The sequence below is a fragment of the Flavobacterium bernardetii genome (genome assembly GCF_011305415.1).
In the GTDB taxonomy this organism is placed as follows: Bacteria; Bacteroidota; Bacteroidia; order Flavobacteriales; family Flavobacteriaceae; genus Flavobacterium; species Flavobacterium bernardetii.
This window is the reverse complement of record NZ_JAANOQ010000001.1, coordinates 877,008-903,029: the sequence shown is the minus strand read 5'-3', so window position 1 is coordinate 903,029 and position 26,022 is coordinate 877,008. Positions and strand designations below refer to the sequence as shown.

26 protein-coding genes are annotated in these 26,022 nt (G+C 29.2%); 17 read left to right on the top strand and 9 right to left on the bottom strand.

Annotation, left to right across the window (positions count from 1 at the left end; translation table 11 throughout):
- Positions 1–14: 14 nt before the first annotated feature.
- From G6N05_RS04410 to G6N05_RS04385, 6 genes are all read right to left on the bottom strand, one after another.
- Positions 15–776, bottom strand: coding sequence for a hypothetical protein (locus G6N05_RS04410; RefSeq protein ID WP_166125331.1), 762 nt, complete (start codon positions 774–776; stop codon positions 15–17).
- A gap of 26 nt (positions 777–802) precedes the next feature.
- Entirely contained in the window at positions 803–1,498 is a 696-nt protein-coding gene (locus G6N05_RS04405) for a hypothetical protein (RefSeq protein ID WP_166125330.1), read from the bottom strand.
- Positions 1,499–1,600: 102 nt separating this feature from the next.
- Positions 1,601–2,182, bottom strand: a complete 582-nt coding sequence (locus G6N05_RS04400; protein WP_166125329.1) for a hypothetical protein — start codon at positions 2,180–2,182, stop codon at positions 1,601–1,603.
- 69 nt (positions 2,183–2,251) lie between these two features.
- Complete coding sequence (locus tag G6N05_RS04395) at positions 2,252–3,181, bottom strand: tetratricopeptide repeat protein (RefSeq protein ID WP_166125328.1); 930 nt, start codon at positions 3,179–3,181, stop codon at positions 2,252–2,254.
- 160 nt (positions 3,182–3,341) lie between these two features.
- On the bottom strand, positions 3,342–3,722 hold the full coding sequence (locus G6N05_RS04390; protein ID WP_166125327.1) for a RidA family protein: 381 nt from the start codon (positions 3,720–3,722) through the stop codon (positions 3,342–3,344).
- An 83-nt stretch (positions 3,723–3,805) separates the two neighbouring features.
- Positions 3,806–6,424 carry a putative LPS assembly protein LptD gene (locus tag G6N05_RS04385; RefSeq protein ID WP_205729731.1) on the bottom strand — a complete coding sequence of 873 codons (2,619 nt, stop codon included), beginning with the start codon at positions 6,422–6,424 and terminating at the stop codon, positions 3,806–3,808.
- Between the two features lie 108 nt (positions 6,425–6,532).
- On the opposite strand from G6N05_RS04385, the gene G6N05_RS04380 reads away from it, so the two are divergent.
- The 13 genes from G6N05_RS04380 (at position 6,533) to G6N05_RS04320 (ending at position 19,495) form a co-directional block, all read left to right on the top strand.
- Positions 6,533–7,618 (top strand): N-acetylmuramoyl-L-alanine amidase family protein, encoded by a 1,086-nt coding sequence (locus tag G6N05_RS04380; RefSeq protein WP_166125326.1) that lies wholly within the window; start codon positions 6,533–6,535, stop codon positions 7,616–7,618.
- Between the two features lie 4 nt (positions 7,619–7,622).
- Positions 7,623–8,726: an N-acetylmuramoyl-L-alanine amidase family protein gene (locus tag G6N05_RS04375; RefSeq protein ID WP_166125325.1), complete on the top strand. Its 1,104-nt coding sequence runs from the start codon at positions 7,623–7,625 to the stop codon at positions 8,724–8,726.
- 36 nt (positions 8,727–8,762) lie between these two features.
- The gene (locus G6N05_RS04370; RefSeq protein WP_166125324.1) at positions 8,763–9,731 is read left to right on the top strand and encodes an MlaD family protein; all 969 of its coding nucleotides are present in this window, start codon (positions 8,763–8,765) and stop codon (positions 9,729–9,731) included.
- A gap of 5 nt (positions 9,732–9,736) precedes the next feature.
- The gene (locus G6N05_RS04365) at positions 9,737–11,074 is read left to right on the top strand and encodes a (Fe-S)-binding protein (RefSeq protein ID WP_166125323.1); all 1,338 of its coding nucleotides are present in this window, start codon (positions 9,737–9,739) and stop codon (positions 11,072–11,074) included.
- 38 nt (positions 11,075–11,112) lie between these two features.
- Complete coding sequence (locus tag G6N05_RS04360) at positions 11,113–11,559, top strand: LNS2 domain-containing protein (RefSeq protein ID WP_166125322.1); 447 nt, start codon at positions 11,113–11,115, stop codon at positions 11,557–11,559.
- Between the two features lie 74 nt (positions 11,560–11,633).
- Complete coding sequence (locus tag G6N05_RS04355) at positions 11,634–12,425, top strand: (Fe-S)-binding protein (protein WP_166125321.1); 792 nt, start codon at positions 11,634–11,636, stop codon at positions 12,423–12,425.
- Positions 12,425–13,153 carry a hypothetical protein gene (locus G6N05_RS04350; protein WP_166125320.1) on the top strand — a complete coding sequence of 243 codons (729 nt, stop codon included), beginning with the start codon at positions 12,425–12,427 and terminating at the stop codon, positions 13,151–13,153. Before G6N05_RS04355 ends, G6N05_RS04350 begins: the two co-directional genes overlap by 1 nt.
- Positions 13,154–13,187: 34 nt before the next feature.
- Positions 13,188–13,901 (top strand): hypothetical protein, encoded by a 714-nt coding sequence (locus G6N05_RS04345; RefSeq protein ID WP_166125319.1) that lies wholly within the window; start codon positions 13,188–13,190, stop codon positions 13,899–13,901.
- Positions 13,902–13,903: 2 nt separating this feature from the next.
- Positions 13,904–14,386, top strand: coding sequence for an ABC transporter ATPase (locus G6N05_RS04340; protein WP_166125318.1), 483 nt, complete (start codon positions 13,904–13,906; stop codon positions 14,384–14,386).
- Positions 14,387–14,551: 165 nt separating this feature from the next.
- Positions 14,552–17,440 carry a glycoside hydrolase family 3 N-terminal domain-containing protein gene (locus tag G6N05_RS04335; protein ID WP_166125317.1) on the top strand — a complete coding sequence of 963 codons (2,889 nt, stop codon included), beginning with the start codon at positions 14,552–14,554 and terminating at the stop codon, positions 17,438–17,440.
- A gap of 2 nt (positions 17,441–17,442) precedes the next feature.
- Complete coding sequence (locus G6N05_RS04330; RefSeq protein WP_166125316.1) at positions 17,443–17,901, top strand: iron chaperone; 459 nt, start codon at positions 17,443–17,445, stop codon at positions 17,899–17,901.
- 14 nt (positions 17,902–17,915) lie between these two features.
- Complete coding sequence (bshA, locus tag G6N05_RS04325) at positions 17,916–19,043, top strand: N-acetyl-alpha-D-glucosaminyl L-malate synthase BshA (RefSeq protein WP_166125315.1); 1,128 nt, start codon at positions 17,916–17,918, stop codon at positions 19,041–19,043.
- A 2-nt stretch (positions 19,044–19,045) separates the two neighbouring features.
- Positions 19,046–19,495, top strand: coding sequence for a protease complex subunit PrcB family protein (locus G6N05_RS04320; RefSeq protein WP_166125314.1), 450 nt, complete (start codon positions 19,046–19,048; stop codon positions 19,493–19,495).
- A gap of 54 nt (positions 19,496–19,549) precedes the next feature.
- Here G6N05_RS04320 and G6N05_RS04315 read toward each other — a convergent pair whose 3' ends face one another.
- Together G6N05_RS04315 and G6N05_RS04310 are read right to left on the bottom strand one after the other, a co-directional pair.
- Entirely contained in the window at positions 19,550–20,053 is a 504-nt protein-coding gene (locus tag G6N05_RS04315; protein WP_166125313.1) for a hypothetical protein, read from the bottom strand.
- 56 nt (positions 20,054–20,109) lie between these two features.
- Complete coding sequence (locus G6N05_RS04310) at positions 20,110–20,910, bottom strand: hypothetical protein (protein ID WP_166125312.1); 801 nt, start codon at positions 20,908–20,910, stop codon at positions 20,110–20,112.
- A 115-nt stretch (positions 20,911–21,025) separates the two neighbouring features.
- Between G6N05_RS04310 and aroC the strand changes: the two genes are divergently transcribed.
- Positions 21,026–22,084, top strand: coding sequence for a chorismate synthase (gene aroC / locus G6N05_RS04305; protein ID WP_166125311.1), 1,059 nt, complete (start codon positions 21,026–21,028; stop codon positions 22,082–22,084).
- Positions 22,085–22,151: 67 nt separating this feature from the next.
- Here aroC and G6N05_RS04300 read toward each other — a convergent pair whose 3' ends face one another.
- Entirely contained in the window at positions 22,152–23,009 is an 858-nt protein-coding gene (locus tag G6N05_RS04300) for a hypothetical protein (RefSeq protein ID WP_166125310.1), read from the bottom strand.
- Positions 23,010–23,336: 327 nt separating this feature from the next.
- Between G6N05_RS04300 and G6N05_RS04295 the strand changes: the two genes are divergently transcribed.
- The 3 genes from G6N05_RS04295 to G6N05_RS04285 are packed head-to-tail and all read left to right on the top strand — an operon-like array spanning position 23,337 to position 25,945.
- Positions 23,337–23,573 (top strand): hypothetical protein, encoded by a 237-nt coding sequence (locus tag G6N05_RS04295; protein ID WP_166125309.1) that lies wholly within the window; start codon positions 23,337–23,339, stop codon positions 23,571–23,573.
- 53 nt (positions 23,574–23,626) lie between these two features.
- Positions 23,627–25,270, top strand: a complete 1,644-nt coding sequence (locus G6N05_RS04290) for a tetratricopeptide repeat-containing sensor histidine kinase (RefSeq protein ID WP_166125308.1) — start codon at positions 23,627–23,629, stop codon at positions 25,268–25,270.
- Between the two features lie 9 nt (positions 25,271–25,279).
- The gene (locus G6N05_RS04285) at positions 25,280–25,945 is read left to right on the top strand and encodes a helix-turn-helix domain-containing protein (RefSeq protein ID WP_166125307.1); all 666 of its coding nucleotides are present in this window, start codon (positions 25,280–25,282) and stop codon (positions 25,943–25,945) included.
- Positions 25,946–26,022 lie beyond the last annotated feature (77 nt).

The following is a 26,022-nucleotide window of genomic DNA, read 5'->3' as shown; positions in this document are numbered from 1 at the left end:
TGGCTTGGTGGTAGTTATTCTCTTTCGACATATTTGTCACTTACCCAGCCTCGTAATTTTTGCTCTTTAAATTCAAAGTTGATTGGATTACATTTCTCTGCAATCATGCTATTTTCGACTTCAACAAATAGCCATTTTCTATCTTTTTCTATAAGTTCAGATAGCACTTTAATTCTCGAAGTTATTTTTAATTTAGCGATGATGTTGGTTCCATCTTCACAAGCGTAGGTGAATGTTTCCTTAGCTTTTCCTTCTAATTTTTCTATACTTGGTGAAAATCTTAAATTATAATTGTCAAGGCTAACTTTTACAAAAAAAGGATTTGTTGAATAACTAAAGGGTGTCAATAGTGATATTTGTTCAGTGTATTCGCTATTTGTTAAAACATAATTGTCTTTAAGTGTTGTAGATGTTTGATTAAATTCAAATGTTCTGTTTGAAAAATAAGGACTTTCTCCGCAACAATGTGTTAAACCCAAATTCAAAATTTTCTTGTTCTCAACATTCCATAAAAAAGAGGAAGTACATTGTTCACTTATTTGCTCTTTATAAAGTCCACCAACGTTTAGGAATACTTTAATACATTTTGGTTCACCGCATTGGTATAAATAAATAATATCGTCTTTGCCGTCATTGTTTAGATCAATAATTTGTTTGTCAAACTTTCCCATCATTGCATTTTCCTTTATCTCACTTTCAATTTTGTCAAGTTGAGAAGTTTGCCCAAATATTTGAGTTATAAAAGTTAAAAAGAGTAGTGTTAATGTTGTTTTCATACTATTTGTTATTTTTTAAAAGTAACTTATTTAATTAAAAGTAAATATTGGGCATTTTCATGTAATCCAATTGTAAATATAAATCCTTTGTCATAATTGATAATCTCAAAAGCTCCTTCTTTGTCTAGTTCTAAGAGAACTTCATGTACTGCATAAAAACCTGCAAATGTATAGGCGTTGTCAAGTTCACTACAACCAATTTCCCAATAAATACCTTCGTTCTCTTCTATTTCTTGATATTTTTCTGGTAAATTATCATACTCTAATTGCTCAAGATTATCAAAAAATGATAAAGTAATTCCACAAGGCCCATAAAATTCATAAACTAATTCATAATCCCCAAATTCTATGTCTATCTGACTTAATAATTCATGAGTTTCTTTAAAGTAAATGTTGTCTGTTTGCTCTGGTTTAATTTCTATAGGTTTATCTGCAAAAATTCCAAAAGGGTTTGCTATTACATCTTTTTCATAATAAAAGCCACCATATTCAAAATGAATAGCATTTAATTTTCTTGTGTCATTAGTCTTTTGTTTTAGAGAATATTGGATGCCTTCTAAAATTTCCTGTTTTAATTTTTTTTTGTAGTTATCAAAATCGTAATCTTTTAATTGATCAAAAATTTTTATAAAAAAATCATCAACATTTTCAGTTGCTTCAAAATCTGAATAATATCTATTTTTTAAAAGTCTAAGATGATTTGTTATGTAGTTATTGGTCATTTTTTCTTTAAGGTTTTATCATTATTACTTTGGTAAACAAAAAATCGGTTTGTGAATTATTGAATTATAACTATTGTGCTAAACCGTTGTTGGTAGTAGTTTTTATTCAAATTTAACTTTGGCTAATATTTCATTTAAAATATTGAAATTTATTTCTTCTTTTTGTTTAAAATAAGGCCCAGCAGTTTCTTCAGTCTCACTTATTTTCCATGAATCATCTAGCCAATATTTCAATTTTCCATTTTCATCAAAGATAAATTTAGCAAGATCCCAATCGCTACACCATAGCTTACCATTATTAAAATATAGAGTAAACTTACCGGTAAATTCTCCTCCATCATCTGTGACACCAAATTCAGCTTTTATTGGTGTTTTGTCATTATTATACCATACTGTAACTGGTGTGTTTTCAATTTCGCTTAATAAAATTTTAGTTTCTACTTTGTTGGATTGACTAGCAGAAATATTAATCTCATCTATTTTTTTTATAATTTTTTCTACCATTTCATCATTATATGATTCGTCATTCATTTCTGTTTGGTCAGAATTAGCTTCAGGTTTTGTTTTATCAGGAGTTAGATTCGTTGGAGTAATAATATTTTCAGAATCTTTCGGTTGATTTTGTTTGCATGAAATCGTAAATATAAATGAGGCAATTATTATGAGTTTAAATTCTCTTTTCATTATTTATTAGTTATGTGATGTAAATCTTTGTTTAATTTAAGTTTAAGCTAAATGTGCTAATGTGTTTATTCAGTTTCTTAATTGTAATAGATCCAATTTTATAGCTAAAAGATTTTCTTCTAGATCTTCATCTTTTTTACACTTTGATTCCATTTCATAAAATGTTTCAAACGCTTTGTCTATTTGATTAGTTTCTTTATAAACGTCTATTATTTGATACATATATGCCAGATCTTTAGTTTCGTTAAATTGATCTGTTGCTATTTCGATAAACTGAGTCTCCACCTTTTCTGCCGCTAGATAATCCCCCATTTTTCTTAGTGCACGAGCTTTATGAGTTAAAATTATTTCTTCGTTATCTATCATAAAAGATTTGTCATAAGATTCTACAGCTAAAAGAAATTTATCTTGTAATTCATAAATTTTAGCCATGTTAAAGTAACATCTAGCAATTGGATTTATAAAATCACTATCGTCATATTCTTCATGGAAAATAATGGCTCTTTTGAAAGCTTCAATGGCATTATCCCATTCTTCCAATGATTCTAAAACGTCTCCTTTATCTTCGTATAAATTTCCAAGATTATAGTAATCTTTAGGAACAATACTTATTTGTATGTTACAACATGATAGGATTTCTTGTTGTAGTTCCGTTTTATTTTTGAATTGTTTTAATGTATGTTCTGAATCTGTTTCTGGATTGTAAAAAGTAGATCCTTCAAATTCTAACCTATTGATATTATAAAGCAAAAGTTGTTTCTGATTCCAAAGAGAAATGTTATTAATATCAAGTTTGATTGCATTTTCAATTGAATCTATTGCATCTTCATAATTTTCAGCACATGATTGCATTGTTGACAACATACTCCATCCTTCAATATGATTTGGATAATAATTCAGTAAGTTTTTGAAGGCTTCTATAGCTTTTGGATATCTTGATTCACGATACTGATGGTAGATTTTTTCGGCGATTGTAAAAAGTTCTTTTTCTGATTTCATGATTTTTTTGAATTTGGCAAAAAATTACCACTAACTCATAAATTTGCGGACATTTATTTATTAAGTTTTGGTTAATGGTTGTAAATATAAAATATTTCCCACAAAAAAATCCTCAAATTGCGAACAAAATGAGGATTTGTATTTTTATATAAAAGAGTGTTTATTTTATCGCAACTGCAGAAATTTCTACGTTTACATTTTTTGGTAAACACGCTACTTGCACCGTTTCTCTTGCGGGTGCTGTAGCTTCATTGAAGTAAGAACCGTAAACACCATTAATTTTAGCGAAGTTACCCATATCGCTAATGAAGATTGTAGTTTTCACTACGTTTTCAAAAGTCATTTCAGCGGCTTCTAATACGGCTTTTAAGTTTTCCATGACCAACTTAGTTTCGTCTTCAATGTTGTCTAAAACCAACTCATTCGTTGCTGGGTTAATAGCAATTTGTCCTGAAGTGTACAACGTGTTTCCAACTAAAACTGCTTGGTTATATGGACCAATAGGAGCAGGCGCTTTTTCTGTAAATATTATTTTTTTCATTTTTATATTCTTTAAACTTTTAACTTATCCCTTTTTACTTAGCTCTTTTTACTTTTTACTTTTTACTTTTGCCTTTTTTCTAATTATCTCAACCTCGCATCGGGTAATTTTCGTTTATCCCATTTGATATCGCTCAATATAGAAGATTTAATTCCGATGAAGAAATTCCAGTACGAATACACACCAATTGGAACAATACTAAAACTCATTCTCCAACTTTCTAAATCTCTTTCAAAACGCAATTGAGTTCTTACAATACCTTTACTGGCGAAATCATATCCTGAAGAAAAACCCATTTTCCATCTCACAGCCAAATCTACATTTCCTGAAACCATTAACGAGTTGGTTGTAATTTCTCTTTGATTAGAATCATTACTATAGGTTAGGGAATAAGCCAAACGTAAATCCCAAGGGAACGAATAGTTGAACAATTTTGTTTGTTGTTTTTTAGTATCGTCTTTTTTAAATAAACTTTCATCCTGATTTCCTAAATCTGTAGCTGAACCAAATAAATCATCTTCACGTCCACCATTTTGAACATTTTGTGTTGATTTTTTTTCAGTACTAAAATCGTTACTAGCAACAGAATAGTTTAAAGTAATGTTAGAACTTGTCATTCTAACTAAACCATTTCCATTATTTATGCTATATTCATCAATTTTTATGTTATTTTCATCTAAATCATAAGGGTCAAATCGTGCTCCAAAATTCACACCTAATTTATTATCAAATAATGAAGTTCCTCCTATAAAATCAATTGGAGCTAAATTAAATTCTTCTGCAGCAAAATTATAACTTGTTGAAAAGTTAAACTGATTTAATAAAGATATTTTTTTACTTTCTCCTTTTTTACTGTCTTTATCTAAAACTTTAGCTTCCAAAGTGTTTGCTAAACCAAATCCAATAGAATTATATATCGTTTTGCTAGGTGCTCCAAATAAGGTGCCTTCAAATCTACTATAGTCAATGTAATTTCCTAAGTTATCTGTGTATTGTTGATAAAATTCGTCAAAACTTGGCGTATATCCGTAAGAAAGAGTTGGGCGCATTAAATGTCTAATGGCTTGTATTTTGTTGGTTTCCTTAAACGTATAGGTTCCGTAAACGGTTGTTCCAATACTTGTAGTGAAATTATAAGTTCTGAAAGCGTCAAATCCATTTTTTCGAACTGTTTCTACTTCATTAGTGACTGGATTATAAAACTTTTCGTTTGTATTAAAAACCCAATTTTCTGTAAAATTAGTTCCTGTAGTTACACTAAAATGCTTAAAAATTTTAAAGTTGGTAGAAAGTGGAATGCTATGAGAAATTCCAGCTAATGCCGTATCAAACATTTCAGATTTAAACAAAAATTCTTCTTTTGTAGCAATTCTGTTTTCTCCTCTTAAACTATATTGAAAATTAATGTTCTGAAAAACACCTTTTTTTATTCCATCTCTTTTAGAAAAAGGAAAAACTCTATCAACACTAGCATTAAATGAAGGTAAAGTTAAATTTACAACTTCCGTATTGGTGTTTTGATTGTGAGTAACCGCAACTGCAAAATTGACTAAGGGAACAGTTGGAATTGTTTTGGAATAACTGATAGAAGAACTTAGTGTGTTATTTAAATTGGAACCAACATTGATTAAATTTAAAGATTGACGAAAGTATTTACTACTACCAAAGTTGACAGAAGATGAAAATCTTGAATTAGCAGATGCTTTTGCATCTTGAGAATGTGACCATTGAATGTTATACTGATTGGTTTTAGAATAATCTGGAAATCCTTTTTCACCAAAAACCTGATTTTCGTATCTAAACTGTACTCTACCATTATATTTATATCTTTTTGCGTAAGAAGTTTCAGTTCTTATTGCATAACTTCCGTTGGTATAATAATCTCCTAAAACGGCTAAATCGTAATAATCACTTAAAGCAAAATAATATCCACCATTTTGTAAAAAATAACCACGTTCATTATTTTGCCCAGGTGCCGGAATAATTACACCAGAAGTGTTTTTATCGGTCATAGGAAAAAAAGCAAACGGCACACCAATAGGAGTAGGGACATCTGCAATGTACATATGCGTTAAACCGGTAACAAACTTCTTTTTAGGAACCAATTTTGCTTTGTACGCTAAAAAATAATATTCTGGGTTTTCAATATTTGTTGAAGTAGTGAAACGCGCTCTTTGAAAAAAGATTACGGAATCATTTTCTCTTTTGGAAATTTCAGATTTAAGAAACATTTCACCTTGCTTACTTTTGGTATTCCATATTAAAGCTTTTCCAGTTTTGGTATTAAAACGAATTGAATCTGGTTCTATAACGTTTTCTCCTTGTTTGAAATAAGGATATTGTGTGTATTTTCCAGTACTGTCTTTTATTCTACCAGCATAAACTTCGTTTTTTTCGTAGTCTAAAACAATAATTCCCGATTTCAATTCGAAATCTATATAATGTAGTTCTGCTTCGTTATAAAGAGTTAACCTTTTTTTACGTTGGTCTAACTTTTCATAATCTTTAGCTTTTCTGTTGACAATTCCTTCTAATAAAGGTTTTTTAGTAGAGTCTTTTTTAACTAATGCTTTCGTGGCAACTAATTCATTTACATTTACTTGAGCACTATCTTTAGGAGTAGTGGTTTGAGAGTAAATTTCTGAATTACATGCAATTAGAAAAAAAAATAAAAAAACGATATGATTAATCTTTGTACTCAAATCTATAAATACTATTTTTGTAAAAATTGGTTCAATTTTTGATGGGTCAAACTTACGTATATTTTTTGTTAAATTTAATTATTTAGTAAAATTATAACTTATTTAAAAATGAAAAAAATAGTATTATATATATTACTCTCTTTATCAGTCTTTTCTTATGCTCAAGAAAAGAAATTTAAAGTAGTTTTAGATGCTGGTCATGGAGGTAAAGATCCAGGAGCAGCCAAAAACGGTTGTATAGAAAAACATATAGCTTTAGATGTAGTTTTAAGAATTGGAAAAATTTTAGAAGCTTACCCAGAATTTGATATAAAGTATACCAGAACAACTGATGTATTTATACCTTTAGTAGATAGAGCAAAAATTGCTAACGATTTTGAAGCAGATTTATTTGTTTCTGTACATTGTAATGCTTCGGTTTCTCCAAAACCTTATGGCGCTATGACATTGGTTATGGGATTGTCTCGTACTGGAATGAACTTCGAAATTGCTAAAGCAGAAAATGCCGTAATTTCATTAGAGGAAAACTATAAAGAAAAATACGAAGGTTTTGATCCGAATAATCCAAATACACAAATCGGATTGAAAATTATGCAAGAAGAAACTTTAATGCAAAGTATTGATTTTGCTAGTGCGGTTCAAAACTATTTTAAAAATTCTTTACAAAGAAAAGATTTAGGAATGCACCAACAACCACTTTGGGTTTTAGATGCAACGGTTATGCCTGGTGTTTTAATTGAATTAGGTTTCTTGAGTAATTTACAAGAATCTAAATACATGAAATCGGAGGAAGGGAAATCCAATTATTCTCAAATTATTGCACGTTCTATTATTGAATATAAAAACAATTTAAAAGGTACAAATACAATTCCAAATGTTTTGGATATTAAAGAACCAATAATTACTGAGCCAGAAATTGTGGTAGTAACTACAGATTCATCAACTGTAGTAAATTCAACTATTATTGAAGCGGTTCCAGCGGGTTCAGGATATAAAGTTCAAATTAGTTTTAGTACTAAGAAATTAGAATTAATTCCCGAAAACTTTAACGGATTAACTAATATTTCTGTATTGGAAATCAACGGCGGTTACAAGTATTATTATGGTGAAGGAAGTATGGAAACTTGCAAAAAATTATTAGCCGAAGCCAAATTAAAAGGATATAAATCTGCTTTTATAGTAGAATCAAAATAAAGAAATGACAAAATTAGCACAATTACTATTTGTACTTTTATTAACGATTACGGCACAATCTCAAACGAAAAAGTTTAAGGTTGTTTTAGATGCTGGACACGGCGGAAAAGATTACGGAGCTACGTATCACGGAAATATTGAAAAGAAAATTTCATTAAATACGGTACTAAAAGTTGGAGAAATTTTATCAAAAGAATCTAATATTGAAGTCGTTTACACGAGAAAAACTGATGTTTTTGTGGAATTGAATGAACGTGCTAACATCGCAAATAGATCAAAAGGACATTTGTTTGTTTCTATGCATTGTAACGCAAACGACAATCAGGCTGCAGCCGGAAATGAAACTTATGTAATGGGAGTTACCCGAAATGCGGCGAATTTAGAAGTAGCAAAAAAGGAAAATGCCGTAGTTACTTTAGAAAGTGATTATAAAATTAAGTATGATGGATTCGATCCAAAATCGCCAGAATCGGTGATGGGAATTTCTATCATGCAAGAAGAAAATATCCAGCAAAGTATTGATATAGCTGGAAAAGTACAACAAGCTTTTACGAAATTTACCACCTCTAAGAACAGAGGTGTTAAACAAGCTGGTTTCTTAGTATTAAGAGAAATTATTATGCCTCGTGTACTTATTGAAATGGGATTTGTGTCAAACAAAAACGAAGGTGCGTTTCTGAATTCTTCTGAAGGTCAAAATAAATTAGCAGAAGCCATTTCAAAAGCAATTTTAGGATATAGAGATGATTTTTTTAAATTAGAATCAGGCGTTACTCCAAAAAAAGATGTTGTTAAAAAAGAGGAACCTAAAAAAACAGATGTTAAACCTTCAACGGATAACAAAACTGCAGTTGATGGAGTTACTTTTAAAGTTCAAATTTCTGCAAGTGGAAAAAAATTAGAAACATTACCTAAAAACTTTAAAGGATTAAAAAATATTTCAATCGAAAAAGAAAATGCGATTTATAAATATTTTTATGGTACAACAACTTCGTATGCTATTGCAAAACAATTGTTAGCAGATGCAAATGCAAAAGGCTATTCTTCTTCATTTATAGTGGCTATAAAAAATGGTAAAAAAATTAAATTAAGCGAGGCAATCAAATAAATATTGCTATTTTTGTTTTTTTAAATCAATGATATTTTGAAAATTACCAGAGAAATTAAAGTTGCCGTTTTAGTTATATTATCCATAGTATTATTTTACTGGGGTTTTACTTTCCTTAAAGGGAGAAATTTATTCGATAGTAGCAATAAATTATACGCTGTTTATGACAATGTTTCCGGTTTAGTTGTTGCTGCTCCAGTTACGATAAACGGATTAACTATTGGAAAAGTGAATTCTATTGAAATGCTACCTGATGGTAAAATGAATGTAGAATTAGTAATTACGAACGAGCAAATTAAAATTGCAAAATCGAGTATAGCACAAATTAAGGATACGGGATTAATTGGTGGTAGAGAAATTGCCATTCTTAATAATTTTTCAGACAAAAATTTTGTTGAATCAGGCGATACTTTACAAACATCAGCTAAATTAGGATTAACTGCCGAATTAGCCAATCAAATCGGACCTGTAAAAGATAAAGTCGAAATTCTTTTAGAGAATGCAAATAAATTAATTGAAAATTTAAATGCGACTTTAGATGCTGCTACGCAACAAAAACTAAAAATAGCTATCGCTTCTTTAGAAGTTACTATGTCTGAATTTAGTCAAGCATCAAAAAATATAAATGGAATTTTAGTGGATACTAAACCGAAACTAAGTTCTACTTTATCTAATTTTGAAAAAACTTCTGCTAATTTAAATAATATATCTACTTCTTTGGATAAAGCCGATTTAGGAGCTACAGTTAAAAAATTAGAAGCGACTTTGACTAATGTTAACGGAATTATGGCTAACTTAGAGCAAGGAAAAGGTACGATGGGTAAATTATTAAGCGACGACGCGATGTATAATAATTTAACTAAAACATCAAAAGAATTAGAATTATTATTACAAGATTTACGATTAAATCCTACGCGATATGTGAATGTGTCTGTTTTCGGTAAGAAAAACAAACCATATACAACACCAACTACTGAAACAATTATTGAACAACCTAAAAACTAAACCTTATGAGTTTTTTACCAAATATTATTTTTGCAATTGTCCTAATAGTAGGCGTTGGCTTTTTTGCTAAAAATGTTAAAAAAATAATACGAAATATTAAATTAGGACAAGACGTAAACAGAACAGATAACGCTGCTGCACGTTGGAAAAACATGGCATTAATTGCTTTGGGACAGAAAAAAATGTTTACCAGACCAATTCCTGCAATTTTACACTTTACCTTATATGCAGCATTTGTAATTACTCAAATTGAGTTATTAGAAATTATTGTAGACGGACTTTTTGGAACACATCGTTTCTTTAAAACTGGTTTAGGTGGATTTTATACGTTCTTAATTAGTTTCATCGAAATCCTTTCTTTATTAGCTTTACTTGCTACTGTAGCTTTTTTATCAAGAAGAAATTTATTAAAATTACCTCGTTTTAATAAAGCAGAAATGTTAGGTTGGCCAACAAAAGATGCGAACTTAATCTTAATCATGGAAATTGTTCTAGTTACTTGTATTTTCACCATGAATGGAACAGACGAAGTTTTATATTCATTAGGGAAATCTCATTTTGAAGGAACTGGTTCATTTAATTTTGCAATTTCTCAAAATTTAGGACCTGCTTTATTTGGTGGAATGAGCGAAAGTGCTTTACACATTTTAGAAAGAGTAGGATGGTGGGGACATTTATTAATGGTAATTGCTTTCTTAAATTATTTATACTTTTCTAAACATTTGCATATTTTATTAGCGTTCCCAAATACATTTTTTGCTGATTTAAATCCAAAAGGTCAATTCGACAATTTAGAAAGTGTGACGAATGAAGTAAAATTAATGATGGATCCAAATGCTGATCCGTTTGCAGCACCAGCGAATCCAGATGCCGTTCCTGCAAAATTCGGAGCTTCAGATGTTCAAGATTTAAATTGGGTACAATTATTAAATGCCTATACATGTACAGAATGTGGTCGTTGTACTTCATCATGTCCAGCAAACATTACAGGTAAGAAATTATCGCCTCGTAAAATTATGATGGATACACGTGACAGATTAGAAGAAGTTGGAAAAAACATGGATGCCAATAATGGTATTTTTGTTCCAGATAATAAGTCTTTATTAAACGATTACATTACTCCAGAAGAACTTTGGGCTTGTACATCTTGTAACGCTTGTGTGGAAGAATGTCCAATAAATATTAGTCCTTTATCTATTATTATGGATATGAGACGTTATTTAGTAATGGAACAAAGTGCTGCTCCAATGGAATTAAATGCAGTTATGACAAATATTGAAAATAACGGTGCACCATGGCAATACAACCAACAAGATAGAGTAAACTGGAGAAACGAAGCATAAAACAACAACAACAACAACAACAACTACAACAACTAAGCATGAAAAAAGAAGAAATTGAAGGGAAATTACAAGAATTAACCGTAAATGGCGAACATTTAAGTCCAATATTACCAGAAGGAATTAAAAATTACCTAATTGATATAGACGGAACCATTTGTGATGACATTCCAAACGAAGAACCGGAAAGAATGGCTACGGCAAAAGTATATCCAGATGCTTTAGAAACTTTGAATAAATGGTATGAGGAAGGTCATGTTATTTTCTTTTTTACTTCTCGTACAGAAGCACACAGAGAAGTTACTGAAAAATGGCTAAATGATCATGGTTTCAAATATCATGGTATGGTAATGGGAAAACCACGTGGTGGAAATTACCATTGGATTGATAATCATTTAGTTAAAGCAACAAGATATAACGGAAAGTTTACAGATTTAATTGAAAAAGATGTAACCATACAAGTTTTTGATGATGAATTAAACGATTAATTCATTAAAAAAAAGGAAACTAAGTAGAAACTGAAATACATTCAGTTTAAATAACAGAACAAACATAAAATAATATGTCAGAAAATTTAGTAGTACCAACAATGGCCGAAATGATGGCACAAGGACAAACACCAGAAGTTTTGTTTTGGGTAGGTTGTTCAGGTAGTTTTGATGATAGAGCAAAAAAAATTACAAAAGCTTTTGTTAAAATATTAAATAAAGCCAAAGTTCCTTTTGCTGTTTTAGGTACGGAAGAAAGTTGTACTGGTGATCCTGCAAAAAGAGCTGGAAATGAATTTTTATTTCAAATGCAAGCCATGATGAATATTGAAGTCATGAATGCTTATGAAGTAAAGAAAATCGTTACAGCTTGTCCTCACTGTTTCAATACGATTAAAAATGAGTATCCAGAATTAGGTGGGAAATATGAAGTAGTGCATCATACAGAATTTCTAAAATCATTATTAGATTCAGGAAGATTAACTATTGAAGGTGGAAAATTTAAAGGAAAACGTATTACATTTCATGATCCGTGTTATTTAGGTCGTGCTAACAATATTTACGAAGCACCAAGAGATTTAATTCAAAAATTAGATGCTGAGTTAGTAGAAATGAAACGTTCTCGTGCCAACGGTTTATGCTGTGGTGCTGGTGGCGCACAAATGTTTAAAGAACCAGAAAAAGGGGATAAAGACATCAACGTGGAAAGAACAGAAGATGCTTTAGAAACACAACCAGAAATTATTGCCGCAGGTTGCCCATTTTGTAACACGATGTTAACCGACGGAATTAAAAATAAAGAAAAAGAAGGCTCAGTTCAAGTTATGGATATTGCTGAATTGATTGCTAATGCTCAAGATTTATAATGAGAAATATATTTTTAGCAATATTTTTTTTAATTACCACATTCGGATTTAGCCAAAATATTGATGAAAAAAAATTGGAAAAATTATCAAATAGTCTTTCTGAAAGTACCTGTAATTGTGTACAAAGATCAAATAAGGCGAATGGCGAATGGATGGATGCCATTTATTCTTGTTATTTAAATGCTTTTAAAGAAAATGATTTGCAATTCAAACAAATAATTGGTGAAAATTATTTAAATGAAGAAAACGCACCTTATATATATCAAATTCTAACAGATGCTAAAACTTATTGGCTTGATGTTTGTTCACAAAAATTGAACCTTATAGAAGAAGATTGGTCTCCAAATTTTGTTATTTATTTTTATACTAAAAAAGTTTTAAAATACGATATAGTTTCTTATTCTTTAAAAGCAGAAGAAGATGAAGAAGAACAAGAACAAGAAGTAGCGTCAGATTTATCTCATAAAGATGTTGAATTTGAAGTTTTTTATGTAAAAACATATGAAGATGAAGATAAAGATATTCATATTGTTGTTAAAGATGAAACTAATGAAATATATGATTTAGTAGCTTTTAATGGTTTAAACAACTTCATGCTACAATTGACATCGAAACAAATTAAAGTCAATCAAAAAATTAAAATCTCTGTTCGAGAATATGAAATTAATGATGAAGAAACTGGTGAAAAATTGAGTACTCAAATTATTATTGATTTAAAAAAAATCTAAAATTGAATTCATATACAACGTAATAGATTTATAAATGAAAAATATTATTTTATTAGCAGTTTTTTTAATCACATCATTGGGTTTTAGTCAAAATATTGATGAAAATAAATTAAAAGAATTAGCAAATACCATTTCTGTAAATGGATGTAATTGTGTGAAACAAGTTCAAAGTTCAAATGGAGATTGGGTAGATTCTGTGCAAAGTTGTTTTGTAGAATCATTTAAAAAAAATGAACTGAAAGTAAAACAAGTATTAGGTGAGAATTATTTAGATGAAGAAAATGCACAAAATATATTGCAAATTATCAATTTTGCTGAAGCATATTGGATAGATGTTTGTTTAGATAAATTAAAATCGGATTCAATTTTTACTTTAAATTTACTGCATTATTTTAATGAAAATGCTAATTTAACGTATGATTTAACCTCATTCATTTATAAAGATTCTGAAGGAAATACAGAAGTTGAAGAAGAAATTGTTGAAGATCCAACTTTCGAAGTTAAAGGTGTTGTTGTTAAATTATATTTTGATGAACTTGAAACACAATACCTAGTTGTTAAAATTGATAATAAAGAAGTTCATTTTATGGCTTACAATGAATTTGATAATTATCAACCTTATTTTAAAGAAAAAAAGTTAAAAGTAAACGATAAAGTTGCTATAAAATATTCAGTACTTAATTTATTTGATGATGACAAAAATGATTATGTGGATGAAAAAAGGATTTTAAATATTGAAAAAATATAATAATGTATATACCATTCGAAAATTTACCAGAAGATTCTAAAATTTGGATTTACCAATCGAACAGAAAATTATCTGACGATGAAGTAACTGCCATTGATATAAAATGCAAAGAATTTGTTGAAAATTGGGCTGCTCACGGTACCAGTTTAGAAGCTTCATTTCTTTTAAAATATAATCGTTTTATCATTTTTGCAGTCAATCAAGAAGTGCAAGCGGCTACAGGTTGTTCTATTGATGCTTCTGTTCATTTTATTCAACAATTAGAACAAGAATTTCAAATTGAATTGTTAGATAAAATGAATGTTACCTACAAAATAGGAGAACACATCGCACATAAAACGCTTATCGATTTCAAAAAAATGGCAAAAGAAAAAGCAGTAACCTCAAAAACTATTGTTTTTAATAACTTGATAAATACCGTTGGAGAATTAGAAGAATTTTGGGAAGTTCCAGCTGAAGAAAGTTGGCACAGTAGATTTTTCTAAAAAAAAAATACCTAACTTTGGAATCATCATTAGTTTTTGTAACTTTTGATGATTTTTTGTAATTATAAATTTTGGCAAGAATATTGATTTAAAGATATTATCTAATTAATTTGAGAATTCGTGGCAAAATGCATTACATTTAAATAACTATTTGAAAAATTTTACATGAAGCGATTAATTATTTTATTTATAGTTTTTAGCCAAACCATATATAGTCAAAATAAAATTAACACTCAACCCGAACAAGTTTGGGTAGATAGTACTTATAACTCACTTTCTTTTGAAGAAAAAGTAGGCCAATTATTCATGATTGCCGCATATTCCAATAAAAAAGAAGATCATGCTAAAGATTTAGACAAATTAATTACCAAATATAAAATTGGTGGATTAATCTTTTTTCAAGGTGGACCAAATCGTCAAGCGAAATTAACCAATCGTTTTCAAGAGAAATCTAAAATCCCAATGCTTATTGGTATCGATGCTGAATGGGGTTTAAGTATGCGAATTGATTCTACTCATTCTTATCCTTGGAACATGACTCTTGGTGCGATTAAAGACAATTCTCTACTAGAGAAAATGGGAATGCAAATGGCTGATCAATCGAAAAGATTAGGCATTCATTTCACTTTCGGACCAGTAGTTGATATCAATACTAATCCAAAAAACCCAATTATCGGAAATCGTTCTTTTGGTGAAACGAAAGAAAATGTAGCCGAAAAAGCAGTGGCTTATATGCGTGGCTTGCAATCGTATGGTGTTTTTGCAACTGCGAAACATTTTCCTGGTCACGGTGATACTTCAACGGATTCACATCACGCATTACCAACAGTTGATTTTTCTAGAGAACGTATTGAAGAAGTAGAATTATATCCTTACAGAGAGTTGATTAAGAACGGATTAGCTAGTGTGATGGTAGCGCATTTAAATGTGCCAAGTATAGAGTCACGTGAAAATTATCCCTCTTCTTTATCTGAAAAAGTAGTGACAGATATTTTAAAAAATCAATTAAAATTTGAAGGTTTAATTTTTACAGATGCCTTAAATATGAAAGGTGCGAGTAATTTCAAACAACCTGGAGATATTGATTTAGCGGCTTTTTTAGCAGGAAATGATGTGTTGCTTTTCGCTGAAAATGTTCCAACTGCTATTGAAAAATTCAAGCAAGCTTTTAATGATAAATTATTCACGGAAGAAAGATTAGCACATTCCGTAAAGAAAATTTTAAAATATAAATATAAAGCAGGTTTAAATAATTACTGTCCAATTGAATTTGAAAATTTATATACCGATTTAAATAAGAAAGAATACAAAGCTTTAAACCTGGAAATGTATGAAAATGCCATTACAGTTTTAAAAAATGAGGAAGACATCATTCCAATTAAAAATATTGATAAAGAAAAAATCGCTTTTGTAAAAATAGGTGATGGAGATGGTTCTTTTTTTATAGAAAAATTAAAGGAATATGCTGAAATTGATGTCATCACAACTAAAAATTTAGATTCACTTTTAGTTAAAATTAAAGACTATTCGAAAGTAATTGTTGGATATCACAAACCTGAAGGCATTTGGAAGAAAAATGAAATGACTTTCAATGAAATCAATTGGATTGATAAAATTTCAAAACACAATAAAACAATTGTTACGTTTTTCACTAAACCATATTCTTTACTGAGAATTCCAACTTTTTTAGAAACAGAAGGTCTAATTGAAGCGTATCAAAATAATGAATTTTCGCAAATTGTAGCTGCAGAAATCATTTTCGGTGCGAAAGAAGCCAAAGGTGTTTTACCGGTTTCTTTAAAAAAAAACTTTAGTGCAAATGATGGAATTCCTACTAAAAGTGCGCAACGATTAGGTTTTGCATTTCCGGAACAAGTCAATATGAATTCGGATGTTTTGGCAAAAATCGATTCTATTGCTAATTATGCCATAAAAAGCAAAGCAGCGCCAGGAATGCAAATTTTGGTTGCAAGAAGAGGTCAAGTCGTTTACAGAAAATCATTCGGTTATCATACGTATGATACCATTCAAAAAGTGCAAAATTCAGATTTGTACGATTTAGCTTCTTTAACAAAAGTATTGAGCACGTTGCCAAACATCATGCAAGATTATGAAAAAGGAAATATCAATTTTAAAACCACTTTATCGGAACTTATTCCTAGTTATAAAAATTCAAATAAAGCGGATATTAATCTTTTAGATATGTTAACGCATCAAGCAAAATTACCAGCTTGGACACCTTTTTACGCAAAAACATTAGATACTTTAAAAAAACCTAGTGCAAAATATTATAGAAATTTTAAATCGAAGGACTTTCCTTTTAAGGTTTCAAACAATTTATATTTACGAAAAGATTATAACGATACAATTATAAATTTTATTAAAGAAACGGATTTATTACCTTTTAAACAATACAAATACAGTGATTATACGTTCATATTATTGAAAGAATACTTGGAAAAATCTCAAAACACAACTTTAGATAAATTGTCAGAAAATAATTTTTATAAAAGTTTAGGAGCTTCTACTTTAACTTATAATCCATTAGAAAAGTTCGAATTGAATAGCATAACACCTTCAGAAATTGATTCCTATTTTAGATATGAAACGGTTCACGGTTATGTTCACGATATGGCTGCCGCAATGCAAAATGGAGTTGGTGGTCATGCAGGTTTGTTTTCTAATTCGCTAGATGTGGCAAAAATGATGCAAATGTATCTGCAAAAAGGAAATTATGGAGGTATTACATATTTTACTCCAGAAACTTTTGATGCTTTTAATACATGTTATTTCTGTAAAATTGGAAATAGAAGAGGAGCAGGCTTTGACAAGCCGCAATTAGGTAGCGAAGGTCCAACTTGTGGTTGTACAAATAAATCGAGTTTTGGACATACAGGTTTTACAGGAACAATGGTTTGGGCTGACCCTGATAAGGAATTGGTTTACATCTTTTTATCAAACAGAACTTATCCAGATGCAAATGTGAATAAATTATCTAAGTTGAACATTCGAGAAAACATTCAAAAAGTGATTTATCAATCTATAACTGATTAATTATGACTTCAGACGCCAAAAATCCTGATGAATACATCAATTCTCTGCCAGATGATAGAAAAGTTGCTATGGAAAAATTAAGAAATGTTATTCTTATAAATCTTCCAAAAGGCTTTCAAGAAGGTATGAATTATGGTATGCTGGGCTATTATGTTCCGCATTCAATTTATCCAAACGGTTATCATTGTAAACCATCTGACCCATTGCCTTTTATGGGATTTGCCTCTCAAAAAAACAGCATTAATTTTTATCATATGGGAATTTATGCAAATAAAGAATTGTACGATTGGTTTGTTGGAGAATATCCAAAATATTCAACTCGAAAATTAGACATGGGAAAAAGTTGTATCCGTTTTAAAAAATTTGAAGAAATTCCGTTTGATTTAATTGGAGAATTGGTCACGAAAATTTCAGTTGAAGATTGGATTGCAACATATGAATCAGCATTTTTAAAAAAATAATATTCAATTTACTTATGAAAATAGCAATGGTTTGTTATCCTACTTTTGGTGGGAGTGGAGTAGTAGCAACGGAGTTAGGTTTAGAACTAGCTAAAAAAGGTCATGAAATTCATTTCATTACTTATAAACAACCTGTGAGATTGTCGTTATTAAATCCGAATATATATTTTCATGAAGTAAACGTACCAAATTATCCTCTATTTCATTATCAACCATACGAATTGGCATTGTCTAGTAAATTGGTAGACATGGTGAAATTATATAAAATTGATGTTTTACACGTACATTATGCCATTCCTCACGCTTATGCGGGTTATATGGCAAAGCAAATGTTAGCTGAAGAAGGTATTTCATTGCCAATGATTACGACACTTCACGGAACAGATATTACTCTTGTTGGAAATCATCCATTTTATAAAAGTGCGGTTACATTTAGTATCAATAAATCTGATTTTGTAACGAGTGTTTCTGAAAGTTTGAAGGAAGACACCTATAGATTATTTGATTTGAATAAAGAAATTCACGTAATTCCTAACTTTATTGAGATTAATGAAAATGCAGATTTGGAAAAATCAATTTGTCAACGTTCTGTTTTAGCGGGTTCTAATGAAAGAATTATTACTCATATTTCGAATTTTAGAAAAGTGAAAAATATTCCAGATGTAGTGAAAGTTTTTTATAACGTTCAAAAGGAAATTCCTTCAAAATTAATGATGGTTGGTGAAGGTCCAGAAAAAGCAGTTGCTGAAAAATTGTGTGAAGAATTAGGTATTTCTGATAAAGTAATTTTCTTCGGAAACAGTAATGATATCAACCAAATTTTAAAATATTCGGATTTGTTTTTATTACCATCTAAAACCGAAAGTTTTGGTTTGGCAGCATTAGAAGCAATGGCGTTTAATGTTCCAGTTATTTCTAGTAATTCAGGAGGAATTCCGGAAGTAAATGAAGAAGGAATTTCTGGTTTTTTAAGTGATGTTGGTGATGTGGAAAACATGAGTAAAAATGCCATTACAATATTAAAATCGGATGAAACTTTAGAACAATTTAAAACATCTGCGTTTGAAGTGGCAAAAAAATTCGACATCAAAAATATTCTTCCATTATATGAAGATTTGTATAATCAAGCAATTAATTTATAATCATGAATCATTTTAAAAAAATAATTTCTCTAATTAGTATTTCAGTGCTATCGCTGTCTTGTAAAACACAACAACCAGTTGTTGATAAAAATGATGTGTATGAAGTTGTTTATAAAAGTCAGATTGGCGGAAAAAAGGAAAAATCGAATCTAATTATTAAAAATTACGAAGATTTTAATGCTTTAATTTCGGAATTGAATATTGATGAACAAGAATATGAAAAACTTTTGAGCATAGATTTAGAAAAACACGATTTGCTAGTTTGCTTTTTAGGTGAAAAAAATACTGGTGGTTATGATATTGATATAGATAATGTAATATTTTCAAAGTCAACTTCAGATGTAACTTTAAAAGAATTGGTTCCTGAAAAAAATGCCATGGTAACGATGGTTATAACTGCACCTTACATGTTTGTAACCTTACCTAAGAATAAAACAATACTAGTAAAATAAAAAAAGGCCTTTCAATTTTGAAAGGCTTTTTTTATTTTTATGGATATACTATTTTTAGAATTTATATCTAACTCCTAAACCAATATCTGGACCAAAATTATCTTCTCTAAAATCATCTGAACTGAAATAAAATTCAGGTCTTAAATCTAATGATAACTGAAGTGGAAAATCAAAATTATATTCAACACCAATATCTCCTGTTAATATAAAGAAGGCACCTGAATTTTCAACATAATAATCATGTCCATTATTCCAATATTGACTTCTCCATGAACCTAAACCAGCACCTGGACCTGCGTACCAATTAAATCCTCCATCAATATTCCAAACCCATTGGTATAATCCAATTAATTTTACGGCATCGTAATGGTTCGAATCTCTCCAACCTAAATCAAATTCTAAACGATTATTTTTAGATAAGCTTCTTTGATAAGAAACTTCACCACCAAAACCATCGTTATCACCTAATCTAAGTCCAATAGCATTTTTAGAAATGTTTTGCCCCTGAGCAAATACTGTTCCCAACAGTATAAAAGCAAATAAAATTGTTTTCCTCATAAATATGAATTTAAGATTATAAACATAGATAACGCTTTTAACAAAAAAATAGTATGCTAATTAACTACAAAAGTATCTAAAAACTCTTCTTGTGTTTGTGAATTACTTGCAGGAATGCCCAATTGACTGGCATAAGCAGCATCTAAATTGTAGTTTGTCAATGTTTTAGTGTAAACAACTCCAATATTTTTTGATAAGTATTGAGTAGAAGTTATTACATCTTGTGGTTCTAAAACAGTGGTTGTAAATGTAATACCTGCAACAGTTATTGTTGTAGTTACTTTAACGTTTACCACAATTTTTGTATTCTTAACATTTGGATATATTTTACCATCAGGAGAAGTAAAAGTCCCAATGTTTTTACCTCCAATTGCTTTTAATTTATATTCAACATTTAATGGAATACCATTTACCGTTTGCTGAAAAGAACCTACTTTTTCATTAAGCAATTCCCCTTCCGTTGCATATTCTTTAAAAATGATAAAATCTACAACATTTAAATCTAAACCAATTGGTAAGGTCTGACCTTGAGCTAAATCTAAGCTTCCAGTAAGTAATAATTTACCCGAAGATTTTCTTAAGTTGTTGTTGTTTAAGGATGAAGTATAAAAACCAGTTGGTGTATTGTTTTGAGTTCTAAATTCTTTATAAGTGTGTGCACCAATTGTTTCATCTCCCAAAACATATAAATGATCATTTGTAGTAGTAGCTCCAACAACAATATAATCCCAATAATTTCCATTGTTTAATGGCAAAGCGTTTGTAAAATCACTTGTTTCGATTACTGAAGGCGCTTCATCTTCACTAGAACATGAAAATAAAGAAATGCTTAAAATAATTAATAATATTTTTTTCATTTTAGTAGTTTTTTTGATTTATTTAATGAATTAATAATAAATATCTGTTTAGTTTATTGGTTATTTTTGCTAATATAAAAAAAACATTCAATATTTTTGTTTAAAAATTAAACAGATGGCAAATTCAATTGGAAAACTTTTTACTTTAACCACTTTTGGCGAATCACATGGAATTGCATTAGGCGGAATTATAGATGGTTGTCCTTCAAATATAAATATCGATTTCGATTTTATTCAAAATGAGTTAGATAGAAGAAAACCTGGACAATCAAAAATTGTAACCCAAAGAAAAGAAGCCGATGAAGTGAAATTTTTATCTGGTATTTTTGAAGGAAAAACAACAGGAACTTCAATAGGATTTATCATCGAAAATGGAAATCAAAAATCTAACGATTACGACCATTTAAAAGATACATTCCGACCAAGTCATGCCGATTTCACCTACGATAAAAAATACGGAAACCGTGATTATAGAGGTGGTGGAAGAACTTCTGCAAGAGAGACAGTCAATTGGGTTGTAGCAGGCGCAATTGCTAAACAAATTATTCCTGAAATTAAAATTAATGCTTTCGTTTCTTCAGTTGGAGAAATTTCTATCAATAAACCTTACCAAGATTTAGATTTTAATTTAATCGAATCCAATCCAGTTAGATGTCCTGATTTAGAAAAAGCTTCTGAAATGGAAGAATATATTCTAAAAATTAAAAAAGAAGGCGACACTGTTGGTGGAACCGTTACTTGTGTGATTCAAAATGTGCCAATTGGTTTAGGAGAACCAGTTTTCGATAAATTACACGCACAATTAGGAAAAGCAATGCTTTCTATAAACGCTGTTAAAGGTTTTGAATATGGTGGCGGATTTTGTGCTTCAAAAATGAAAGGAAGCGATCACAACGATTTATTTAACGAAGACGGAACTACAAAATCAAACTTATCTGGAGGAATTCAAGGTGGAATTAGCAACGGAATGGACATTTATTTCCGAGTTGCTTTCAAACCAGTTGCCACATTACTACAAAAACAAGACGTTTTAACCAACGATGGAAAAATTGTTGAGCAACAAGGAAAAGGTCGCCACGATCCGTGTGTAGTTCCAAGAGCTGTTCCAATTGTAGAAGCTTTAGCCGCAATGGTTTTAGTTGATTTTACTTTGATGGATAAGGCGAGTAAATAAATAGTTAAAGAATATTCAATACTAATAAAAAAAAGCTTGATGTTTTTACATCAGGCTTTTTTTGTAACTATTTTACATATTTATTTATAATATATTGACTAACCGGTTTTAATGCTTTTCCAGTTTCTGGATGAAGTCCGTGTGTATTAAAAAATTCTGGTTTTCCATTTACTTTACAATACCAATATAATGGCTTCTCATTTTTAAAAAATGTAGTGGTGTCTGAAACTTCTATTTTGATTAATTGACTTTTATTTTCATCAAATGGAATTATTTCAGATTGCATCATAAATCCCTTCTGTTTATCACTTTGGCAATCCACAACTTCAAAATGATTCTTTTGCCATTGCATACATTCTGGTTCTGAAAAAACAATACTTTTTCCAGCATAACCAACTGAACCAATTCCAATCAATCCAAAAATTCCAATTGCAATTTTCTTTTTTATATTCTTTCTTGATTCAGTTGTTTTAATTTCTAAAAGAGATGTATTTCTTTCTTCATCAATTGTATTTAATTCTACTATTTCCACTTCTTCACTTAAAGATTGAATACCAAAAGACTTAGTGTTAAAAACACGAAATGGTCTTGGTTTAAAATCGACTAAAAGTGCTGTAATATTTATGGCTTCTATATCAGTTAAATCTGTTTCCTTTTTTAGAAAAGTTTCAATTGGTCTAAACTTATCAGTTAGAGATTTTAGTTTATTTCGATTACTTGCTTCATACTCAAAACCAAAAACTAAATTAAAACTTAACTTATCTTCCTTATTGTTCGATTCTTTTAATCTTTCCTCACATAATTGTCTCAATTTGGCTCTTGATGGATTAATTAAAAAACTAGAATATTTTCCTTGTTTTTCAATTTCATAATGAGTTCTAATAGCTTTTTTGTAAGCTTCTAAACTCTCAGTTCTTGTTGTCATATCGGAACAATTAGGAATTTTTTGGAATTAACGGAATTTCAGGAATTCCTTATAAACACTCACTCAAAAACGTAATTCCTTTGCTTCAGAATCAGTTATCGTTTTAACTAGCTATTAAAACAAATGTACAAAACTGATTTAAAAAAGTGCTGCTATACATGACTGAATTTTTATTCGGGAAGTATAATCTGAAAGTTTTGTCATAGCGCACTTACACTTCCCAAACAAAAGATTACTCAAAATTGTTGTTGTAAAAAGCAACACAATTATCGCATTCGGAATAGTTCCGAACAGCTAAACTTATGTCAATTTTTAAATTTTATTTTTATGAAAAAATATCTTTTTATCGCAATTATTTCTGGTTTTGTTACTTCATGTACTAATGATAGTAGCGAAGTGTTATTACCTCAAAACAAAAAAATGGAAACAGCTGATTTTTCCGATATGGAAAAAGATACTATTATTATCACTAATACTACCAATACTACTACTACAAATCCAGATCCAGACTCTGATACTGGTGGTCAAGGAGGTTCAACACCAATTAAACCACCAACTCCGTAATTAAAATTACTAATTATTTTTAATATTTAAATTAGAATACTTAATTTCGGGAAATGATACTCAAAAAAGTACTTTTCCCGATTTTATTTTTAATCCTATTATCTTCTTGTGATTCAGATGATTTATCTGTAAAAAAATATAAAGAATATACAAATAAAGGATTCGAATTTTTTAATAAAAAAGAATATGATTCTGCTTTCGTTTATTTTGAAAAATCCAAATCATTTTCTTCTAAAACAAATAAGGATAATACAATTGTATTTCCCATTTTAATGATTTCTGATATTCAGAGAATTAAAAACGATTATCATGGATGTGAAGAAAGTTTAACTGAGGCATTAAAATATGTAGACAAAAAGACGGATATTAGTTATTTAACTTTTATATACAATAATTTTGCACTATCATATTCTGAACAGGCTGATTATGAAGAAGCTTTAAAATATTATAATTTAAGTCTTAAAATAGCTTCTGATGATTTATCAAAATTAATTATCAAGAATAATATTGCATATAATTTATTAAAACAAAATAAATTTTATGATGCTAAAAATATTTTAGAACCAATTAAGAATAACGATTCATTAAAGAAGAATCCTTATGAATTAGCTAGAGTTTTAGATAATCTTGGATATGCAAAATTTAAATTAAATGATAAAAGTGCAATTGATGATCTAATAAAAGCAAAAAAAAATAGAGCAGAAAACAATGATGATATTGGATTAACTGCAACCTCAATGCATTTGGCTGAGTATTATGAAAATTCAGATAATAATTTAGCTAAGACTTATGCCTTAAAAGCTTTCAAATATGCTTCTAAAGTAGAAAACCCAGATGATAAATTAGAAGCGTTACAATATCTGACTAGAGTTTCATTAGGAGAAGAATCTAAGAAATATGCATTAAAATCTTTTCTTTTAAATGATAGTATTAAAACGGTAAAACAGCAGGCAAAGAATCAATTTGCTAAAATAAAATATGATTCTAAAAAAGCTATTGAAGAAAGTCAAAAACAAAAACAATTAAAAGAGTATTTCTTTATTGGGATTATACTCCTTTGTGGTTTTGGTATCCTTTTCTATTACAGAATTAAAAAGAAAAACAAAAGGAAAATTAAAGAAACAGTTTATCATACTGAAACTCGAATTTCCAAAAAACTGCATGATGAGTTAGCAAATGATGTACATAATGCCATTGCTTTTGCTGAAACACAAGATTTAGAGAATCCAATAAATAAAGAAACATTATTAGAAAATTTAGATACTATTTATATTCGTGCCAGAAATATTTCAAGTGAAAATAAGGATATTGATACTGGAGAAAATTATCTAGAAAAATTAAAAGTAATGATTGCTTCGTATAACTCTAACAGTACAAATGTAATTTTAAATACGGCATCATTTGATGACAAAAACATTAGTAAAGAAATTAAGATTACCATATATAGAGTACTACAAGAATTAATGGTTAATATGAAAAAACATAGCCATTGTTCAATTGTTAGTATAGGTTTTAAATCCAATAAAAAAGCAATAGAAATTAATTATTCTGACAATGGAATTGGAAGTGCTAATTTGTTAAATTTAAAAAATGGTCTTCAAAATGTGGAAAACCGTATTTTTTCTATCAATGGAACAATTAATTTTGACACAGCATCCGATAAAGGATTTAAAGTTAAAATTGGGATACCTAAATAAATAGACTATATGTTTAAAAAAGTTTTAATTGCAGAAGATTTTGATAGTATTAATATCGCCGTAAAACAAACACTAGAGCAACTTGGTGTAGAAGAAATTCATTATGCAAAATACTGTGATGATGCTTTATTAAAGTATAAAAAAGCTATTCAAGACAATGAACCATTTGATTTATTAATTAGTGACTTATCTTTTGTTGCTGATTATAGAAAAGTGGAAATTCCTTCAGGAGAAAAACTTATTGAAGTAATTAAAAAATTAAATTCTGATATTAAAGTTATTGTTTATTCGGTTGAGGATAAATCATATACTATTAAATCCTTATTTAAGGAACAAAATATTGATGCTTATGTACATAAAGGAAGAAATAGCATTAGCCAATTAAAGACAGCTATTGAAAGTTTATTATATAACAAAAAATTTATTTCTCCTGAATTAGCTCATATTTTACAAAGTAAATCAACAAATGAAATTGATAATTATGATATTGAATTATTAACTCATTTAGCAAGTGGTGTAGCTTTGGAAGAGATGGAACCTCTTTTTAAAAAACTAAATATTACTCCTAATAGTAAAAGCACTATTGAAAAAAGAGTGGCTAAACTTAAAGATTACTTCAAGGCAAATAATAATATTCATTTAATTGCTATTACCAAAGATTTAGGTATTATCTAAAAATTTTATCATTTAAAAAAATAAGCACTTTACGGATTCACGTAAGGAATAGATTTTTATTGGTTTTAAGTTTGTTT

Coding starts and splice junctions, on each gene's coding strand:
- G6N05_RS04410 (WP_166125331.1), bottom strand. CDS start 776: ATGAAAACAACATTAACACTACTCTTTTTAACTTTTATAACTCAAATA.
- G6N05_RS04405 (WP_166125330.1), bottom strand. CDS start 1,498: ATGACCAATAACTACATAACAAATCATCTTAGACTTTTAAAAAATAGA.
- G6N05_RS04400 (WP_166125329.1), bottom strand. CDS start 2,182: ATGAAAAGAGAATTTAAACTCATAATAATTGCCTCATTTATATTTACG.
- G6N05_RS04395 (WP_166125328.1), bottom strand. CDS start 3,181: ATGAAATCAGAAAAAGAACTTTTTACAATCGCCGAAAAAATCTACCAT.
- G6N05_RS04390 (WP_166125327.1), bottom strand. CDS start 3,722: ATGAAAAAAATAATATTTACAGAAAAAGCGCCTGCTCCTATTGGTCCA.
- G6N05_RS04380 (WP_166125326.1), top strand. CDS start 6,533: ATGAAAAAAATAGTATTATATATATTACTCTCTTTATCAGTCTTTTCT.
- G6N05_RS04375 (WP_166125325.1), top strand. CDS start 7,623: ATGACAAAATTAGCACAATTACTATTTGTACTTTTATTAACGATTACG.
- G6N05_RS04365 (WP_166125323.1), top strand. CDS start 9,737: ATGAGTTTTTTACCAAATATTATTTTTGCAATTGTCCTAATAGTAGGC.
- G6N05_RS04360 (WP_166125322.1), top strand. CDS start 11,113: ATGAAAAAAGAAGAAATTGAAGGGAAATTACAAGAATTAACCGTAAAT.
- G6N05_RS04355 (WP_166125321.1), top strand. CDS start 11,634: ATGTCAGAAAATTTAGTAGTACCAACAATGGCCGAAATGATGGCACAA.
- G6N05_RS04350 (WP_166125320.1), top strand. CDS start 12,425: ATGAGAAATATATTTTTAGCAATATTTTTTTTAATTACCACATTCGGA.
- G6N05_RS04345 (WP_166125319.1), top strand. CDS start 13,188: ATGAAAAATATTATTTTATTAGCAGTTTTTTTAATCACATCATTGGGT.
- G6N05_RS04340 (WP_166125318.1), top strand. CDS start 13,904: ATGTATATACCATTCGAAAATTTACCAGAAGATTCTAAAATTTGGATT.
- G6N05_RS04335 (WP_166125317.1), top strand. CDS start 14,552: ATGAAGCGATTAATTATTTTATTTATAGTTTTTAGCCAAACCATATAT.
- G6N05_RS04330 (WP_166125316.1), top strand. CDS start 17,443: ATGACTTCAGACGCCAAAAATCCTGATGAATACATCAATTCTCTGCCA.
- bshA (WP_166125315.1), top strand. CDS start 17,916: ATGAAAATAGCAATGGTTTGTTATCCTACTTTTGGTGGGAGTGGAGTA.
- G6N05_RS04320 (WP_166125314.1), top strand. CDS start 19,046: ATGAATCATTTTAAAAAAATAATTTCTCTAATTAGTATTTCAGTGCTA.
- G6N05_RS04315 (WP_166125313.1), bottom strand. CDS start 20,053: ATGAGGAAAACAATTTTATTTGCTTTTATACTGTTGGGAACAGTATTT.
- G6N05_RS04310 (WP_166125312.1), bottom strand. CDS start 20,910: ATGAAAAAAATATTATTAATTATTTTAAGCATTTCTTTATTTTCATGT.
- aroC (WP_166125311.1), top strand. CDS start 21,026: ATGGCAAATTCAATTGGAAAACTTTTTACTTTAACCACTTTTGGCGAA.
- G6N05_RS04300 (WP_166125310.1), bottom strand. CDS start 23,009: ATGACAACAAGAACTGAGAGTTTAGAAGCTTACAAAAAAGCTATTAGA.
- G6N05_RS04295 (WP_166125309.1), top strand. CDS start 23,337: ATGAAAAAATATCTTTTTATCGCAATTATTTCTGGTTTTGTTACTTCA.
- G6N05_RS04290 (WP_166125308.1), top strand. CDS start 23,627: ATGATACTCAAAAAAGTACTTTTCCCGATTTTATTTTTAATCCTATTA.
- G6N05_RS04285 (WP_166125307.1), top strand. CDS start 25,280: ATGTTTAAAAAAGTTTTAATTGCAGAAGATTTTGATAGTATTAATATC.